The organism is Amycolatopsis sp. NPDC101161 (genome assembly GCF_044768185.1).
Taxonomy (GTDB): Bacteria; Actinomycetota; Actinomycetes; order Mycobacteriales; family Pseudonocardiaceae; genus Amycolatopsis.
The window spans coordinates 294,292-309,675 of the sequence record NZ_JBIWPI010000006.1 but is presented as its reverse complement, the minus strand read 5'-3'; the positions used below and the strand labels follow the sequence as shown (position 1 = coordinate 309,675).

17 protein-coding genes are annotated in these 15,384 nt (G+C 70.5%); 8 read left to right on the top strand and 9 right to left on the bottom strand.

Annotated features, from left to right (window positions below):
• Window positions 1-25: 25 nt before the first annotated feature.
• Both ACIRSS_RS39945 and ACIRSS_RS39940 read left to right on the top strand, forming a co-directional pair.
• Entirely contained in the window at window positions 26-529 is a 504-nt protein-coding gene (locus ACIRSS_RS39945) for a DUF3291 domain-containing protein (RefSeq protein ID WP_400904540.1), read from the top strand.
• A gap of 37 nt (window positions 530-566) precedes the next feature.
• Window positions 567-1,334: an enoyl-CoA hydratase family protein gene (locus tag ACIRSS_RS39940; RefSeq protein WP_400904538.1), complete on the top strand. Its 768-nt coding sequence runs from the start codon at window positions 567-569 to the stop codon at window positions 1,332-1,334.
• Here ACIRSS_RS39940 and ACIRSS_RS39935 read toward each other — a convergent pair.
• On the bottom strand, window positions 1,331-2,608 hold the full coding sequence (locus ACIRSS_RS39935) for an MFS transporter (RefSeq protein ID WP_400904536.1): 1,278 nt from the start codon (window positions 2,606-2,608) through the stop codon (window positions 1,331-1,333). The genes ACIRSS_RS39940 and ACIRSS_RS39935 overlap by 4 nt on opposite strands.
• A 102-nt stretch (window positions 2,609-2,710) precedes the next feature.
• On the opposite strand from ACIRSS_RS39935, the gene ACIRSS_RS39930 reads away from it, so the two are divergent.
• Window positions 2,711-3,676, top strand: coding sequence for an Lrp/AsnC family transcriptional regulator (locus tag ACIRSS_RS39930; RefSeq protein WP_400904534.1), 966 nt, complete (start codon window positions 2,711-2,713; stop codon window positions 3,674-3,676).
• Here ACIRSS_RS39930 and ACIRSS_RS39925 read toward each other — a convergent pair.
• From ACIRSS_RS39925 to ACIRSS_RS39915, 3 genes are read right to left on the bottom strand one after another with little or no spacing between them, the layout of a single operon-like run.
• Complete coding sequence (locus ACIRSS_RS39925) at window positions 3,651-4,019, bottom strand: barstar family protein (RefSeq protein WP_400904532.1); 369 nt, start codon at window positions 4,017-4,019, stop codon at window positions 3,651-3,653. The genes ACIRSS_RS39930 and ACIRSS_RS39925 overlap by 26 nt on opposite strands.
• Window positions 4,016-4,474, bottom strand: a complete 459-nt coding sequence (locus ACIRSS_RS39920; RefSeq protein ID WP_400904530.1) for a ribonuclease domain-containing protein — start codon at window positions 4,472-4,474, stop codon at window positions 4,016-4,018. The genes ACIRSS_RS39925 and ACIRSS_RS39920 overlap by 4 nt, the downstream gene beginning before the upstream one ends.
• Before the next feature lie 11 nt (window positions 4,475-4,485).
• Entirely contained in the window at window positions 4,486-4,689 is a 204-nt protein-coding gene (locus ACIRSS_RS39915; RefSeq protein WP_086676857.1) for a hypothetical protein, read from the bottom strand.
• A 59-nt stretch (window positions 4,690-4,748) separates the two neighbouring features.
• Here ACIRSS_RS39915 and ACIRSS_RS39910 point away from each other — a divergent pair, with 59 nt between their 5' ends.
• The 3 genes from ACIRSS_RS39910 to ACIRSS_RS39900 all read left to right on the top strand — a co-directional run bounded on the left by ACIRSS_RS39910 (window position 4,749) and on the right by ACIRSS_RS39900 (window position 8,425).
• Window positions 4,749-5,714: a zinc-binding alcohol dehydrogenase family protein gene (locus ACIRSS_RS39910; protein WP_400904528.1), complete on the top strand. Its 966-nt coding sequence runs from the start codon at window positions 4,749-4,751 to the stop codon at window positions 5,712-5,714.
• A 137-nt stretch (window positions 5,715-5,851) separates the two neighbouring features.
• Window positions 5,852-6,895 carry an alpha/beta fold hydrolase gene (locus ACIRSS_RS39905; RefSeq protein ID WP_400904526.1) on the top strand — a complete coding sequence of 348 codons (1,044 nt, stop codon included), beginning with the start codon at window positions 5,852-5,854 and terminating at the stop codon, window positions 6,893-6,895.
• 93 nt (window positions 6,896-6,988) lie between these two features.
• A complete protein-coding gene (locus tag ACIRSS_RS39900) occupies window positions 6,989-8,425 on the top strand; it encodes an amino acid permease (protein WP_400904524.1) in 1,437 nt (478 codons plus the stop codon).
• Here the strand turns inward: ACIRSS_RS39900 and ACIRSS_RS39895 are convergent.
• Genes ACIRSS_RS39895 through ACIRSS_RS39885 form a run of 3 tightly spaced genes read right to left on the bottom strand, consistent with a single transcriptional unit; the run spans window position 8,422 to window position 10,407 of the window.
• Window positions 8,422-9,471, bottom strand: coding sequence for an NAD(P)H-dependent flavin oxidoreductase (locus tag ACIRSS_RS39895; RefSeq protein ID WP_400904522.1), 1,050 nt, complete (start codon window positions 9,469-9,471; stop codon window positions 8,422-8,424). The genes ACIRSS_RS39900 and ACIRSS_RS39895 overlap by 4 nt on opposite strands.
• A gap of 17 nt (window positions 9,472-9,488) precedes the next feature.
• Entirely contained in the window at window positions 9,489-9,845 is a 357-nt protein-coding gene (locus ACIRSS_RS39890) for a nuclear transport factor 2 family protein (RefSeq protein WP_400904520.1), read from the bottom strand.
• A gap of 52 nt (window positions 9,846-9,897) precedes the next feature.
• Window positions 9,898-10,407, bottom strand: coding sequence for a MarR family winged helix-turn-helix transcriptional regulator (locus ACIRSS_RS39885; RefSeq protein WP_400904518.1), 510 nt, complete (start codon window positions 10,405-10,407; stop codon window positions 9,898-9,900).
• Window positions 10,408-10,514: 107 nt separating this feature from the next.
• Here ACIRSS_RS39885 and ACIRSS_RS39880 point away from each other — a divergent pair, with 107 nt between their 5' ends.
• Window positions 10,515-12,287, top strand: a complete 1,773-nt coding sequence (locus tag ACIRSS_RS39880) for a family 20 glycosylhydrolase (RefSeq protein ID WP_400904517.1) — start codon at window positions 10,515-10,517, stop codon at window positions 12,285-12,287.
• Window positions 12,288-12,341: 54 nt separating this feature from the next.
• On the opposite strand, the gene ACIRSS_RS39875 is transcribed toward ACIRSS_RS39880, so the two are convergent.
• Together ACIRSS_RS39875 and ACIRSS_RS39870 are read right to left on the bottom strand one after the other, a co-directional pair.
• Window positions 12,342-13,574, bottom strand: coding sequence for a CHAP domain-containing protein (locus ACIRSS_RS39875; protein ID WP_400904515.1), 1,233 nt, complete (start codon window positions 13,572-13,574; stop codon window positions 12,342-12,344).
• Window positions 13,575-13,648: 74 nt separating this feature from the next.
• Window positions 13,649-13,885 (bottom strand): hypothetical protein, encoded by a 237-nt coding sequence (locus tag ACIRSS_RS39870; RefSeq protein WP_400904513.1) that lies wholly within the window; start codon window positions 13,883-13,885, stop codon window positions 13,649-13,651.
• On the opposite strand from ACIRSS_RS39870, the gene ACIRSS_RS39865 reads away from it, so the two are divergent.
• A complete protein-coding gene (locus ACIRSS_RS39865) occupies window positions 13,884-15,167 on the top strand; it encodes a CHAP domain-containing protein (RefSeq protein WP_400904512.1) in 1,284 nt (427 codons plus the stop codon). The genes ACIRSS_RS39870 and ACIRSS_RS39865 overlap by 2 nt on opposite strands.
• Window positions 15,168-15,384 lie beyond the last annotated feature (217 nt).

Sequence of the window (15,384 nt, the reverse complement as noted above, 5' to 3'; positions counted from 1 at the left end):
GGGCTCGCGCCCGTAGGGTGGCCGCATGGGGAACTTCGAACTCGCTCAGGTCAACATCAGCCGGATGAAGGCACCGCTCGACGACGTGTCCTTCCAGGACTTCGTCGACGCACTGGAGCCCGTGAACGCCCTCGCCGACCAGGCGCCGGGGTTCGTGTGGCGCCTGCAGACCGAGGATGGCGACGCCACGTCGATCCGCGCGTTCGAATGGGACGTGCGCGGGACGTCCGGGATCCTGGTCAACATGTCCGTGTGGACGTCGGTGGAAGCGCTGGCGGACTTCGTGTTCTCGGGCGCGCACGTGGCCGTGATGAAGCGGCGGCGCGAGTGGTTCCACCACGTCCGCGAGGCGATGACCGTGCTTTGGTGGGTCCCCGCCGGGCACCGGCCGACGACCGCGGAGGCCGAGGAGAAGATCGAGCACCTGCGCGTTCACGGCCCCACGCCCGAGGCGTTCACGCTCAAGCGGCACTTCTCGCCGGACTCCGGTGTTCGCGAGGGTGACCCCGGCTGGCTGTGCCCCGCGTAACACCGGCCGCGCGCCACGGATGTGCAAGGGTGTCGGCATGGCTGACGAACTGGTGCACTACGACGTGGTGGGCGGCACCGCCACGATCACCCTGGACTCCCCGCACAACCGCAACGCGCTCTCGGCCCAGCTGCGCCGCGAGCTCTCGGAAGCGCTCGCCAACGCCGCTTCGGACGACGCCGTGCGGGTCATCGTGCTCACCCACACGGGTCCGGTGTTCTGCGCCGGGATGGACCTCAAGGAGGCCCGCGGCGCCGGCGCGGGCGACCAGGGCGTGAACGAGTTCCCGAAGATCCTCGAACAGCTGTGGACGAGCCCGAAGCCGGTCGTCGCGCGGCTGGCCGGCCCCGCGCGCGCCGGCGGCATCGGCATGGTCGCCGCGTGCGACATCGCCGTGGCGGTGCCGGAAGCGACGTTCGCCTTCTCGGAGGTCCGCATCGGCGTGGTCCCGGCGGTGATCTCCTTGACGGTCCTGCCGCGGCTGAACCCGCGCGCGGCGCACGAACTGTTCCTCACGGGCGACACGTTCGACGCCCGCCGCGCGGTGGAGATCGGCCTGCTGAACTCGGCGACGTCCGACTTGGACGCCGAAGTCGCGCGGTTCGTGAAGGCGCTGGCAGCGGGCGGACCGAAGGCATTGGCCGAGACGAAGGCGCTCCTGAGCCGCCCCCGCCCGGCCACGCCCTCGGACGGCTTCGAGGAAATGCTGGGGCTGTCGGCCAAGTTCTTCGCGAGCGAGGAAGGCCAGGAGGGCATCCTGGCCTTCGCCCAGAAGCGCAAGCCGAACTGGGTCCCGCAGGACTAGCCGGTGGCGACGGCCTGCTTGCGCGGAACCAGCGCGAGCAGGCCCGTCACCCCGCCGCACGCCGCGGCGACGACGTACACCGGTGTCAAACCCCCGGCCTGGTAAGCGATCCCGAGCACCGCGACGCCCAGCGTCTGCCCGAACTGGCGGGTCGTCGTGAGGATCCCGGCGGCCATCCCGGCCCGTCCCGGCGGCGCCGCGGCCGCGATCGCGGCGCCCGTCGCCGGGCCCGCGATCCCCACGCCCACCCCGGTCACGGCCAGACCGATCGGGATCCCGGCCACCAGCAGGACCAGGCAGCCGAGCGCGCCCAGCACGACACCGGCGCCCAGCAGGACCCGCGGCGGGAACCGGTGCAGGACCTTCCCGAGCATCGTCGACGTCAAGAACGACGCCACGGCCAGCGGTGCCATCGCGAGCCCGGCCGCGACCGGCGAAAGCGAAAGACCCAGCCACAGCGACACGTACACCAGCGCCGCGAAGGTCAACGTCGACGCCGCCGCGCACGCGACCAGCGCCGTGAACCGGCCGTCGCGGAACAATCCCAGCTCCAGCAACGGTTCCGCGCGACGCCGTTCCACGACCACGAACCCCGCCAACGCGATCACCGAAACCCCGAGCGCCGCCACCGAGCCGCCCGGGGTCAGCCCGTGCACCAGGCTCGCGGCGAAGACCGCGAACCACACCGCGCCCGCGACGTCGAACCGGCCGCGCCGGACGGGGGTGTCCGGTGGCAACGCCCGCGCCGCGAACCCAGCCGTCGCCAACGCCAACGGCACGTTGACGAAGAAGATCGCCGCCCAGCCGAAGTACTCGGTCAGCACGCCGCCCACCACCGGACCCGCGGCGGCGCCGAGCCCGTTCACCGCGAAGAACACGCTGATCGCCATGCCCCGCGCACGCCCCTCGTAACAGGCGGCCAGCAACGCGAACCCGGTCACAGCCAACGCCGCGCCGCCGACGGCCTGCACCCCGCGCGCCGCGATCAGCGTCCCGATGTCCCCGGCGAGCCCGCAAGCCAGCGACGCCAGGCCGAACACCGCCAATCCCGTGAGGAACACCCGCCGCAGCCCCCAGCGGTCCGCGATCGAACCGACGGCGAGCATCAGCACCGCCAGGACGAGCGTGTAGACGTTCGGCACCCACTGCAGCTGACCCACCGAAGCCGACAGGTCGGCGCCGATCCGGGGCAATGCCACCGTCACGACGGTCGTGTCCAGCAGAAATAAGAACGACCCCGCACAGACCGCGACGAGCGGCCACCACTTGCGCATCGAAACTCCCTTCGTGTGCCCCGAAGGGTGCGGTCGCGGCGCCGATCATCACCAGACAAATCGACAAATCGGCCGGATACCGTCAGCAGCTATCGTCCATGCATGGAAACCGTCACCCTCGACGACGTCGACCGCGGCCTGCTCCACGGGCTGCAGCTCGACGGCCGAGCGCCGATGCGCACGCTCGGCGAGGTCCTCGGCGTCTCCGAAAACACCGTCGCCCGGCGCTACCGGCGGCTGCGGACCGCCGGCGTCCTGCGCGTCACCGGCGCGGTCAACGGCGGCGAAGCCGGCTACACGAGCTGGACCCTGCGCCTGCGCACGACCCCGGACGCCGGGGCCACCGTCGCGGACGCGCTGGCCGACCGCGCCGACGTCTCGTGGGTGCACCTGCTCTCCGGCGGCACCGAGATCTCCTGCACCGTGCACGCGCCCGGCTCGGCCGGGCGGGACGACCTCCTGCTGCGCAAGCTGCCGCGCGCGAGCCGCGTCACGGCTGTTTCGGCGCACGAACTGCTGCACACGTTCGCACTCCCGGACAGCTGGGGCGGCCTGCACTGCCTGTCCCCCGGCCAGATCGCGCGACTGCGGCCGCCGCCACCCGAGGGCGCCGGTGTTCCGCCCGAGCCGGCAGACCGACCCCTGCTCGACGCACTCGCCCACGACGGGCGCGCGAGCTACACGACCCTGGCCAAGGTCACCGGCTGGGCCGACTCGACGGTGCGGCGCCGGATGGAGGTGCTGCGCCGCCACGGCACGCTGACCTACCACCTCGACCTTTCGCCGGCCGGGCTCGGCTTCCACTCCGAGACGCGGCTGTGGCTGACGGTGTCACCGGCGCACCTGGCCGAGGCGGGGGCGGCGCTGGCGAGCCACCCGGAGACGTCGTTCGCCGTCGCGACGACCGGCAGCACGAACCTCACGGCGATGGTGAACTGCCGCGATGCCCGCGATTTCTACCGCTACCTCACCGACCGCATCGCCGGGATCCGCGGCGTGCAGACGCTCGAAAGCGCACCCGTGATCCGGACCGTCAAGCGCCTCAGGCGTCCGGCAGCACGACCGTGAGCCGCCACGAGCCGGCGCTGCGGCCGCTCGGCCCGAGCGCGCGCTGCGCGTCCGACAGCACGCTGCGGATCGCCAGGTACGTCTTGGGTTCGGCCTTGCGCAACGCTTCCGAGCCCGGCCAGATCAGCACGTGCTCCCCCGGAGGCAGCCAGGACAGGTCGGTCAGGCAGTCGTACAGCGCGTCGAGGTTGTGGCCGAAGTAGTCCGGAAAGGACAGTGCCTCGGCGAACGCGCTCAGCGTGCTGGCCTTGTCCACGGTCGGGTGCGAGTTCACCAGGTGCGGGTACGCGCCCCGCGCGAAGGCCTCTTCCGCGGCGGCCTTCGCCTGCTCCGAGGCGCTCATCGGGCCGGGTCCACGACGACGAACGACGCGTAGTGGTCGCCGGTGTAGTACAGCTCGTGCGCCTGCCCCGTGATCAGCCGCCGCGCGCCGCGGTCGGCGCTGCCCGGCGTCTTCACGGTGTACTCGTGGTAGTAGCCGGACTTCTTGCCGGGCAACCGCTTCTCGCGGTTCTCGAACACGACGTCGTCGTTGCGCGGGTACGGGTACGGGCCGCCCTTTTCGATCAGCTTCCACGTGTCGGAAGCCTGCGGGGGCAGGGTCGAGAGCGCCTTGACCGGCAGCCCGGAGTCGGCCCCCGGCACGGCCGCCCCGCCCTTGGCCGGCGCGCTCGCCGAGGAGCTGGGCGAGGGTGCCGCCGGGGAGCCGTCGCTGACGACGTCCTTGACCAGCCAGCCCCCCAGCACCAGCACGAGGAGCCCGATCAGCGCGGCGGTGATCCGCCTTCGGTTGAACATGGTGCGCCAGCCTAGGACGGGGTGTCGGAACGGTCGTCGTCACGCCCCGGAGCGAGCCTGCGGGCGAAGAGCCCGACGAGCTTGTCGAGCACCCACGCGGCGGCCAGGCACAGCGGTACGACGACCACCATGACCAGCACGAACTGGACCGGGAACCACGCTTGGGCGAGCCACAGCTCGACCCCGTCCCACCAGTCGGCAAGCCCGTTGAACACGGTGTGAGCCTACGCGCGCCCTGCTGCCCCCGCGCTTCCGGGGAGGTACGTTGCGAAGCATGTTCGCCGTGTACGCGCAGGAACCCAACGCCGAAAGCCCACTGGACTCGCTCGTCGTGGGCGAGCGACCCGAACCCGAAGTGCCGGACGGCTGGGTCCGCGTGCACGTCAAGGCGGCCAGCCTCAACATGCACGACCTCTGGACCCTGCGCGGGGTCGGCATCAAGCCCGAGCAGTTCCCGATGATCCTCGGCTGCGACGGCGCGGGCACCCTCGACGACGGCTCCGAGGTCGTCGTCCACTCCGTGATCAACGCGCCGGGCTGGCAGGGTGACGACACCCTCGACCCGAAGCGCACGCTGCTCACCGAGAAGCACCAGGGCACCTTCGCCGACCAGGTGGTCGTCCCGGCCCGCAACGTCGTCCCGAAGCCCGAGGCGCTCAGCTTCGCCGAGGCCGCGACCATGGGCACGGCCTGGCTGACCGCCTACCGGATGCTCTTCGTGAAGTCCGGGCTGCGGCCGGGCCAGACGATGCTCGTGCAGGGCGCCTCCGGCGGCGTCTCGACGGCGCTGGTGCAGCTCGGCCGCGCGGCCGGGTTCCGGGTCTGGGTGACCGGCCGCTCCGAGGAGAAGCGCGCGCTCGCTTCCAGCCTCGGCGCGCACCAGACGTTCGAGTCGGGCGCGCGGCTGCCCGAGCGCGTCGACGCCGTCTTCGAGACCGTCGGCAAGGCGACCTGGTCACACTCGGTCAAATCGCTCAAGCCGGGCGGGATCATCGTCGTCTCCGGCTCGACCAGCGGCCCGGACGCGAACGCGGAGCTGCAGCGCGTCTTCTTCCTCCAGCTGCGCGTCGCCGGCTCGACCATGGGCACCCGCGACGAGCTCGCCGATCTGCTCGCCTACCTCGACCTGACCGGGGTGCGGCCGCAGATCGGCGCCGAACTGCCCTTCGCCGAGGCCCCTAAGGGGTTCCAGGCGATGCTCGACGGCGACACCGCCGGCAAGATCGTCTTCACCCGCTAGACCGCCGCTGAGCTGGGCGGATCGACTTGTTCCGCCCGGCTCGGCATCCGGTGAATCTCTAACGTACTCAGTTCGAGACCTGGTCGTTAGCACCTGAATTCGACCAAAACCCAATGGTCGCAAGGTAATCTTGAGGTATGACCGCAACGAAGCGGCCCGCCTCGGCTGGACCGGGCGGCCGGTCCAGCAGCGACCCGGACCCGATCCGGGTCTCCTTCCGGCGCTACGCCGGTGTCCGCACCCGCGTCCTGGAGGTCGGCGAAGCCGCTCCGGACCCGGAACTCCCCCGTCGTTCCCTGCGTCGCCGGGCGGCCGCGCCGCACGTCAAGCCCGCCGCGCCGCGGCTGGTGCTGCTGCACGGCTACTGCGACAGCGCCGACACCTGGCGCCCCGCCCTGAAGCAGCTCGCGGCCGCCGGGATCCCGGCGGTCGCGGTCGATCTGCCCGGGTTCGGCGACGCGCAGCCGCTGCGGCCCGGCCCGATGCTGCCCCAGCTCGACGCGTTCACCACCGCCGTCGTCCGCGAGCAGGCCGTGCTCGGCTCGGTCGTGCTGGCCGGGAACTCCCTCGGCGGCACGATGAGCCTGCGCGCGGCCCAGAACAGCCGGCTGCCGATCTCGGGCGTCGTGTCGATCGCCGCGCCCGGGTTCGTCGACTCGTGGCTGATCCGCGCGGTCGCGCGCTACCCGCTGCCGCTGCGGTTGTACTCGGCGCTGCCGGTCCCGGTCCCGGGGTTCCTGGTGCGCAAGGTCGCCGAGCAGGTCGTCCCGCGGCTGCTGTACGCCGACTCGAGCGTCGCCGACGCCGTGCAGGTGCAGCGCTTCACCGCGCTGTTCCCCGACTACCGCTCGACCAAGAGCCGCCTCGAGCAGGCCCGGCAGCTGGTCGCGGAGCTCGCGGACGCCTACCGGCTCGAGTCGGTGAAGGTGCCGCTGCTGGTCGTCGCGTGCGGCAAGGACAAGCTCGTCACCGCGGCGTCCGGCCGGCAGCTGCACACACTGGTGCCGCACAGCAGGCTGCTCGTCCGCGAGGACTGGGGGCACTGCCCGCAGCTGGACGACCCGGTCGAGATCGCCGAGCTGCTCACCTACTTCGCGGCGGGCGCGGTCCGGACCACCCAGGCCAAGCGCGCCGCGGCGACGGCGACTGCGGCCGTGAGCGAGGACACCGCGGCGGGCTGAGCGGCTCACGCTGTCTTCACACGCGGTTGGCGGTAGGTTCCGGCCTTGGGTCCGCGACCCGGGCCCGACCACCGCGACGTTCGGGAGACGATGATGTCCGCTCCAGGCCTGGGCTCCAGCTCCGGCATCTTCCGGCGCAAGCCGATCGACCAGATCCAGGACACCTCGGAAAGTGGTGGCCTGAACCGCACCCTGGGCTTGTGGCAGCTGACCGCCATCGGCATCGGCGGCATCATCGGCGCCGGGATCTTCGCCCTCGCCGGCAGCGTCGCCCACGGCGACGACTCGGCGGGCATCCCCGGCGTGGGCCCGGCCGTGCTGATCTCGTTCCTCATCGCCGGCGTCGCGAGCGCCGCGGCCGCGTTCTCCTACGCCGAGTTCGCGGGCCTGATCCCGAAGGCCGGCTCGGCCTACACCTACGGCTACGCGGTGCTCGGCGAGGTCGTCGGCTGGTTCATCGGCTGGGACCTGCTGCTGGAGTACACCGCGATCGTGTCGGTGGTGGCGATCGGCATCTCCGGCTACTTCAGCTTCCTGCTCGGCCAGCTCGGCCTCGACCTGCCCGCGTGGATGCTCGGCGCGCCCGGCACCGGGCCGGGCCACAAGGTCGACCTCTTCGCCGCGCTGCTGTGCCTGCTGATCGCGTACCTGCTCAACCGCGGCATCCGCAGCGCCGCCCGGTTCGAGACGGCGATGGTCGGGATCAAGGTCCTGATCGTGCTGGTGGTCATCCTGGTCGGCTTCTTCTACGTCAAGACCGGCAACTACACGCCGTTCGCCCCGGCCGGCTTCGGCGGCGCGGTAACCGGCGCGGCGACGGTGTTCTTCGCCGTCTTCGGTTATGACGCCATGAGCACCGCGGCCGAGGAGTCCAAGGACGCGCAACGGCACATGCCGAAGGCGATCCTCTACTCGCTGGCCATCTCGATGGTGCTGTACGTCCTGGCGTGCCTGGTGCTGACCGGCATGCAGAAGTACACCGAGATCGACCCGAAGAGCGGCTTCTCGACGGCGTTCAAGTCGGTCGGCCTCTCCGGGCTGGCCACCGTGATCGCGATCGGCGCCATCGTCGGCATCCTCACCGTGCTGTTCACGTTCCTGATGGGCGCCACCCGCGTCGGCTACTCGATGAGCCGCGACGGCCTGCTCCCGCCGTGGTTCGGCAAGACGAACCCGAAGCGCCAGGTGCCCAGCCGGATGACGTGGATCCTCGGCGGCGCGTCGGCGATCATCGCCGGCGTGCTCCCGATCGGCGAGGCCGCGGAGCTGACGAACATCGGCATCCTGCTGGCGTTCGTCGTGGTCTGCGTCGCGGTGATCGTGCTGCGCTACAAGCAGCCGGACCTGCCGCGGACGTTCAAGACGCCGGGCATGCCGGTGGTCCCGGCGATCGGCGTCGTGTTCTCGATCTGGCTGATCACGTTCCTGCAGCCGGCGACCTGGATCCGGTTCGCGGTCTGGTTCGCCATCGGCATGGTGATCTACTTCCTCTACAGCCGGCGGCACTCGCTCCTGAACCGCGAGCGCTAGCGGATCCGGTCGAGGCGCGCGGCGGCGTCGCGCGCCTCGACCTTCAGCCGCTCGAGAATCACGGCGGCCGACGCGTCGTAGGCGAGCGGGTAGGTCTGGCCCGCCCACAGCGAGATCGCTTCCGGGTCACCCGCCTTCGCCGCCGCCTTGCGCACCGGGCCCGCGAGGTTGTTGAGCTGCGGGTACGCCGCGGGGGCGCCCTCGGACAGCGCGTCCATGAACTTGTTGACCAGCCCGCGCGCCGGGCGTCCGCTGAAGGCGCGGGTGAACGCCGTCTCGCGCTCGGCGACCGCGAGGGCCTTGCGGTGCGCTTCGGACGTCCCGGCCTCGTCCGCGCGCAGGAAGATCGTGCCCAGCTGGGCCGCGGCGGCCCCGGCGGCGAGCACGGCGGCGACGTCCGCGCCGTGCACCAGGCCACCGGCGGCGATCAACGGCAGGTCGACGCGGGCGGCGACCAGGCGCAGCAGCGCGAGGACGCCGTACTCGGCGCCGCCGCCGGGCAGGTGGGCGTCGTCGGAGAACAGGCTCCGGTGCCCGCCGGCTTCGAAGCCCTGCACGACGAGAGCGTCGGCACCGAGGTCCGCGGCCCGCTGCGCGGCCTCCGGCGTGGTCACGGTGACGACGACCTTGCTGCCGGCCTCCTTGAGGCGCACCACGTCCGACGGCGTCGGCGGCCCGAAGGTGAACGACACCATGGAAACGCGCTTCTCGAGCACGACGTCCAGCTTCGCGGGGTACGCGTCGTCGTCCCACTTCGGTTCGCCCAGCTCGACGTCGTACTCGCGAGCGAAGGCTTCGAGTCGTTCGCGGTGCGCGGAGACGTCGGCGCCGGTGTTCGGCTGCGGGACGAAGAGGTTGACGCCGAAGGGGTGACCGGTCAGCTCCCGGACGCGGTCGATCTGTGTGGCGAGCGCCGAGGGCGTGAGCATGCCGGCGCTCAGGAAGCCGAAGCCGCCGGCCTCGGTGACCGCGGCGACCAGCTCGGGCGTGGTCGGGCCGCCCGCCATCGGCGCGGCGATGACCGGGAACGTCAGCTCGTCGAACATGCCACCGAGCGTAGTACTCAGGCGGGCAGCAACATCGTGTAGAGCTTCGTGATGCGGCCGTCCTCGACGAGGGCGACGTCGATCCCCCGCACGACCGGCGGCGCGCCTTCCGGGCCGAGCTCCCAGGCGAGGTGGCCCAGGTCGTGGTTGACGAGCACCGGGCCCGCGGGGGCGAACACGAAGCCCGGGGACTGCTCCAGCAGGCCCTTCGCCTTGGCGTTCAGGGCATCGCGGCCGGTCACGGTCCCTTCGGGATCCGCGAACACGACGTCGGCCGCGTAGGTCGCCTCGATCGCCTTCGCCCGCCGCTCGTCGTCGCGCTCGTTGAAGACGTCGAGCAGGTTCGCCCGCATAAGTTCGGCCACCGTCGCCATGTCGCACCCTCCTGAGGTCTGACGCCATCTTACGTGACATGTCACGTAAGTGTCAGGGGTGGTCGTCCGGGCGCGGCAGTGTGCCGTGCTCGACGAGCGCGTCGTAGACACGCTCCAGCAGGGCCGCCAGCTGGGCTTTCTCGCCGGGTTCGAGCGCGTCCAGGAACGCTTTGCGCACGAAGCCGACGTGGTCCGGCGCGGCCTGGCGCAACGCCTCCCAGCCGTCGCCGGTCAGCGCCACTTCGGTGGCGCGCCGATCTTCGGGACTGACGCCGGTCGTGACCAGGCCGCGTTCGCGCATCCGCTTCAGGTGGTGGGACAGCCGGCTGCGCTCCCAGCCGATGCGGATCGCCAGGTCGGTGACCCGCATCCGGCCGCCGGACGCGCTCGTCAGCGCGACCAGCACGTGGTAGTCGGCGAGCGAGATCCCGCTGTCGGCGCGCAGCTGCCGGTTCAGCTCGTACTCCAGGCGGAGGTGCACCTTCATGTAGGCGTACCAGGCGGCCGTCTCGGCGCCCGAAAGCAGCGCGAACGGCGACCCCGGCACGGACTCCTGCGTCACCGCGCGAGCTTAACCACCCAGTTTGGTCTAGACCATCGTCGGCAGAGGTGCGACGATCCGGGCAGGCGCGACGGCGATGTCGTGCCCTTCCCGCCAGGAGGTCCCCGGTGAAGACACCCTTCGCGCGACGCGCCGGTCGCGCCCTCGCCGTGCTGGCCCTGGTCGGGGCCAGTACCGCCGCCGCCCAGCTCACCCCGGCCGCGGCGGCGACCCCCGCGCTGCAGTCGATCGTGCCCGTGCCGGCGTCGGTGACCCCCGCGGCCGGAGTCACCTTCCCGCTGGTGTCGACGACGAAGATCGTCACCGAAGCGGGGTCGGCGCCGGCCAAGGACGTCGGCACCTACCTGGCCGGGGTGCTGCGGCCGTCGACCGGCTTCGCGCTGCCGGTGTCCGACGCTCCGGCGTCCGTGCCCGCGGACAGCATCGCGCTGCTGCTCAGCGGCGCGCCCGCGTCCGTCGGCACCCAGGGCTACCAGCTGGTGTCGACGGCGTCCTCGGTGACCGTGCGCGCACAGACGGCCGACGGGCTCTTCGCCGGCGTCCAGACGCTGCGGCAGATGCTGCCCGGCCGGGTGGAAAGCCCCACGGCCCAGGCCGGCCCGTGGAGCATCCCGGGCGCGACGATCGTGGACTACCCCCGGTTCGGCTATCGGGGCGCGATGCTCGACGTCGCCCGGCACTTCCACCCGGTGTCGACGGTGAAGCGGTTCATCGACGAGCTCGCCCAGTACAAGATCAACAACTTGCACCTGCACCTGGCCGACGACCAGGGCTGGCGCATCCAGATCGACAGCTGGCCCCGCCTGACGACGTACGGCGGCAGCACCCAGGTCGGCGGCGGCGCGGGCGGCTACTACACGAAGGCGCAGTACACGGACATCGTGAACTACGCGGCTTCGCGGCACATCACGGTGATCCCGGAGATCGACATGCCGGGGCACGTGAACGCGGCGCTGGCGTCGTACGCGGAGCTGAACTGCAACGGGGTGGCCCCGGCACTGCGCACGGACACGGCGGTCGGCTACAGCTCGCTGTGCATCTCGAAGGACATCACGTACACGTTCATCGCGGACGTGCTGCGCGAGCTGGCGGCCCTGACGCCGGGCCCGTACATCCACATCGGCGGCGACGAAGCATCGTCCACCTCGGCGGCCGACTACCTGACGTTCGTGAACAAGGTGCTTCCCCTGGTGGCGGCGACGGGCAAGTCGGTGGTGGGCTGGCACGACATCGCGAAGGCCACGCTGCCGGCTTCGGCAACCCCGCAGTTCTGGGGGACTTCGACCTCGGACTCGGGCGTGTCGACGGCGGTTTCCCGCGGCAGCAAGGTGATCCTGTCGCCGGCGAACAAGGCGTACCTGGACATGAAGTACAACAGCTCGACGCCGATCGGCCTGTCGTGGGCGGGCTACATCGAGGTCCAGGACGCGTACGGCTGGAACCCGGGAGCGTACTTGTCGGGCGTCGGCGAGGCGGCGGTCCGCGGGGTGGAATCGCCGCTGTGGAGCGAAACGGTGGTCACGCCGTCGGACATCGACTACTTGGCGTTCCCCCGCTTGGCGGCGCACGCGGAGCTGGGCTGGTCCCCGTGGTCGACCCACGACTGGACGGCGTTCCGCACCCGCTTGGGCGCGCAGGCCCCGCGGTGGGTGGCCCAGGGGATCAACTTCTACCGGTCGTCGCAGGTTTCGTGGGACACGGGCGGGACGACGCAGCCGGGGACGTGCGCGGACCCGGAGTGGAGCGCTTCGCAGGTGTACACGAGCGGGAACGTGGTGTCCCACAACGGCCACAAGTGGACGGCGAAGTGGTGGACGCAGGGCGAGGAGCCTGGGACGACGGGCGAGTGGGGAGTGTGGACCGACAACGGCGCCTGCTGAGATGACGGCCGGGCCTGCTCTCGCGGGCCCGGCCCCACCCAGGAACTCCACCGGTCAGGTGAGTCCTCCTGTTCCCGTGGTCCACAATGCGCCCGACGGTCCGTAGACGACCCCGTTCCCGTCGCTCTGCAGGGTGAACGCGAAGGTGCCGACGCCGGTGCGGTTGGACGACCACAGCGCCCCCTGGCTGCCCGTGCCGTACAGCACCAGGTTCGCGTCTGCCTGCATCAAGAGGGAGTGCGCCGACCTACCGGCCGTCCCGGAGGCCCACAACGCCCGGTAGCCCGGGGAGTAGAGCACCAAATTCCCATCGCTCTGCAGCGCGAGGCGATAGCGACCGTCGGTGGAACGCAGGAACTGGCCCGGGTACAACCTCGCATCAGCGGCGAGCCGATCGGTCTGCACGCCGGTCAACCCAGCCGCTCCGCTCGCGGTGCCCGTGCTCCAACTGGCGCCGCTGCTCGTGTACACGACTGTGTTCCCGTCATCCTGGAGCCTTAGCGTCGAGCTACCCCGGCCGGCGGTGTTGCTGGCCCACAACGCGCCTTGACCACCCGTGCCGTACAACACCAGATTCCCGTCGCCCTGCATGAGCAGGGAATGCACCGATCGGCCACTGGTGCCGGTGGACCAGAGTGCGTGGTAGCCCGGTCCGTACAGCACCAGGTTGCCGTCACCCTGCAGGATCAGGACGTGGCGCCCGTCGGTCGAGGTGAGGTACTGGTTGGGATACAGGCGCTGGTCGGGTGTGAGGTAGTCGCGTCCCAAGTACTCGCTTGTCCCGACACTGCCGCCGCCCTGCGAAGCGGTGATGTCCTGCACGTGGATGTAGTGGAAGGTCGAGGCCGAGACCGTCCGCTCGCCATAGGCGCCCTGGAAGTTCTGGTTGTATTCCTCCACTGTGACGGTTCCGTCGCCGTTCACCGCTTCCACCCATGCGACGTGGCCCGCCGATTCGGCGATCGCGCCGGCGGCCGGAGCACTGTTCACGACGTATCCGCGTTGCGCGAACCACGCACCCCACGTCCCCGCGTCCCCGATCGCTCGAGGCATCTCGAAGGTGTTTCGCGCGTGTAGGCGCCAAGCGACGAAGCTCGTGCACTCGCGGTTGTAGTAACCCCACGAATCCAGAAGCGCATCCTGCGTGGCGCTGCGCCACTGAGCGGGGTAGTCATCCGTACCCGCCACCGCGACAGCCGGAATACCGAGCGCCGTGGTGATCCCGACGAGCACCACGATGAGCCCGCGCTGAAACGTCCGGGTCCGGCTGGATTTCTTATCCCTCATCAGACTCCTTGCGGTCGATTCGACCGGGTCTGTATCGCCCCGGGCCGGCTGGAATGTGACAGTGCTGCGGGAAATCAGTCGTTCGGCGGAGCCGTCGCACCGACAAGCACCGCACCACTGAGCCGAACGGTGGAAATCCCGGAGTTTGCGTGCGTGCGGCAAACCAGGCGCGACTCATCGTGCGTTGCGGTTCCCCAGGAGAAGTCCTGGGATACCGGGCCTGAAAGCAGGTACACCATGGTCAGATCCTTCACACCGCGCTCCTCGAAGCTGCGGCTCTGGGCCGCACGAGCGTCAGCGACGGTGATCATGACTGCGACGACGTTGTCGATCGGCGCGTCCGCGGAGGCCGGGGCTGACGACTACCCAGCCACCTGGCGGAACGCGTCGATGGATTCGATGATCGATTCATGGGGGATGTACAACAGGGAGTGCACGAGTTTCGTGGCATGGCGTCTGCACTCGCGCAATGGGTTCGAAATGCCGTTCCACGACAACGCGTCCGGCTGGGGGCCGGACGCCCAAGCTCGAGGCTACGTCGTGAACCCGACTCCGGCGGCCGGATCAGTCGCTTGGTGGGCCGACGGACACGACGCCTGGGTCGAGTCCGTCAACTCGGGTGGCACGATAACGGTCGAGGAGTACAACCATTCCCTGACGGGGACGTACGGCGAACGGACCATCGCAGCAAACGCCGTCAGCGGATACATCCACTTCAAGGACATCATCTCGGCTCCGCCGGCCGTGCCCACGCACGAATCGATGCAGCCGGCCGCGCAGACCTTGACGGGCGGGTTCGTCGTATTCGGCCGGGGCAACGACCAGCAACTCTACAACGCTTGGCAATCCGCCCCGGGCTCGTCCTGGACTCCCTTCCAGCCGGTCACCTCCGGGGGCGGGCTTTCCGCTCCGCCTGCCATCTATCGTGAAGCTGACGGACGCTTTTCCGCCTACGCGGTCAATACGTCCGGGACTCTGCTGACGACGTGGCAGACATCTCCTGGCAGTGCCTGGCAGCCTTGGACCGTGATCGGCGGCAGCGGCGTCACCGGCATCCCGATCGTCGAGCGCGCGTCTACCGGCGGACTCGTGGTGTTCGTCAGGGGAGTCGATGGCCAGCTCTACAACACGTGGCAGCCCTCTGCGGGGTCGTCTTGGGTTGCACTGCAGGTGGTCACCCCCGGCGGGAGCCTCACCGGAACACCCGCGATCCACCGCGAGCCGGACGGGCGTTTCTCCGCCTATGCGATCAACTCCAACGGCATCCTGATCAGCACCTGGCAATCGGCACCCGGCAGTGCGTGGCAGCCCTGGGCGGTCATTGCGGGCGGCACCCCCTTGGCGGGCAAAGCCGTAGTGGATGTTGCGTCGACGGGCGGCTTGGTGCTGTTCGCCCGCGGTACAGACGGACAGCTGTACAACGCCTGGCAGCCCCTCACCCGGCTCGACGTGGGTTCCACTGCAGATCGTCGCCGGTGGCGGCAGTCTCGCGGGCTCACCCGCCATCCACCGGGAGTCCGACGGCCGGTTCTCCGCTTACGCGGTCAACTCCAACGGGGTGCTGCTCACAAGCTGGCAGACCGCGCCTGGTAGCGCCTGGCAGCCTTGGACCGTCATCGGCGGCGGTGGCCTCACTCCGTCCGGCGTCCCCGACGTCGAGACGGGTTCGACCGGCGGCCTGGTCGCGTTCGCGAGGGGCGCTGACGGGCTGCTCTACAACACTTGGCAAACCGCACCTGGCGCCAACTGGGTCCCACTGCAAGTGGTGACCACGGGGCTGCTCGCTCCCTGACGTTCGTGACCAGGGCGG

Coding starts and splice junctions, on each gene's coding strand:
- ACIRSS_RS39945 (WP_400904540.1), top strand. CDS start 26: ATGGGGAACTTCGAACTCGCTCAGGTCAACATCAGCCGGATGAAGGCA.
- ACIRSS_RS39940 (WP_400904538.1), top strand. CDS start 567: ATGGCTGACGAACTGGTGCACTACGACGTGGTGGGCGGCACCGCCACG.
- ACIRSS_RS39935 (WP_400904536.1), bottom strand. CDS start 2,608: ATGCGCAAGTGGTGGCCGCTCGTCGCGGTCTGTGCGGGGTCGTTCTTA.
- ACIRSS_RS39930 (WP_400904534.1), top strand. CDS start 2,711: ATGGAAACCGTCACCCTCGACGACGTCGACCGCGGCCTGCTCCACGGG.
- ACIRSS_RS39925 (WP_400904532.1), bottom strand. CDS start 4,019: ATGAGCGCCTCGGAGCAGGCGAAGGCCGCCGCGGAAGAGGCCTTCGCG.
- ACIRSS_RS39920 (WP_400904530.1), bottom strand. CDS start 4,474: ATGTTCAACCGAAGGCGGATCACCGCCGCGCTGATCGGGCTCCTCGTG.
- ACIRSS_RS39910 (WP_400904528.1), top strand. CDS start 4,749: ATGTTCGCCGTGTACGCGCAGGAACCCAACGCCGAAAGCCCACTGGAC.
- ACIRSS_RS39905 (WP_400904526.1), top strand. CDS start 5,852: ATGACCGCAACGAAGCGGCCCGCCTCGGCTGGACCGGGCGGCCGGTCC.
- ACIRSS_RS39900 (WP_400904524.1), top strand. CDS start 6,989: ATGTCCGCTCCAGGCCTGGGCTCCAGCTCCGGCATCTTCCGGCGCAAG.
- ACIRSS_RS39895 (WP_400904522.1), bottom strand. CDS start 9,471: ATGTTCGACGAGCTGACGTTCCCGGTCATCGCCGCGCCGATGGCGGGC.
- ACIRSS_RS39890 (WP_400904520.1), bottom strand. CDS start 9,845: ATGGCGACGGTGGCCGAACTTATGCGGGCGAACCTGCTCGACGTCTTC.
- ACIRSS_RS39875 (WP_400904515.1), bottom strand. CDS start 13,574: ATGAGGGATAAGAAATCCAGCCGGACCCGGACGTTTCAGCGCGGGCTC.
- ACIRSS_RS39865 (WP_400904512.1), top strand. CDS start 13,884: ATGACTGCGACGACGTTGTCGATCGGCGCGTCCGCGGAGGCCGGGGCT.
- ACIRSS_RS39870 (WP_400904513.1), bottom strand. CDS start 13,885: ATGATCACCGTCGCTGACGCTCGTGCGGCCCAGAGCCGCAGCTTCGAG.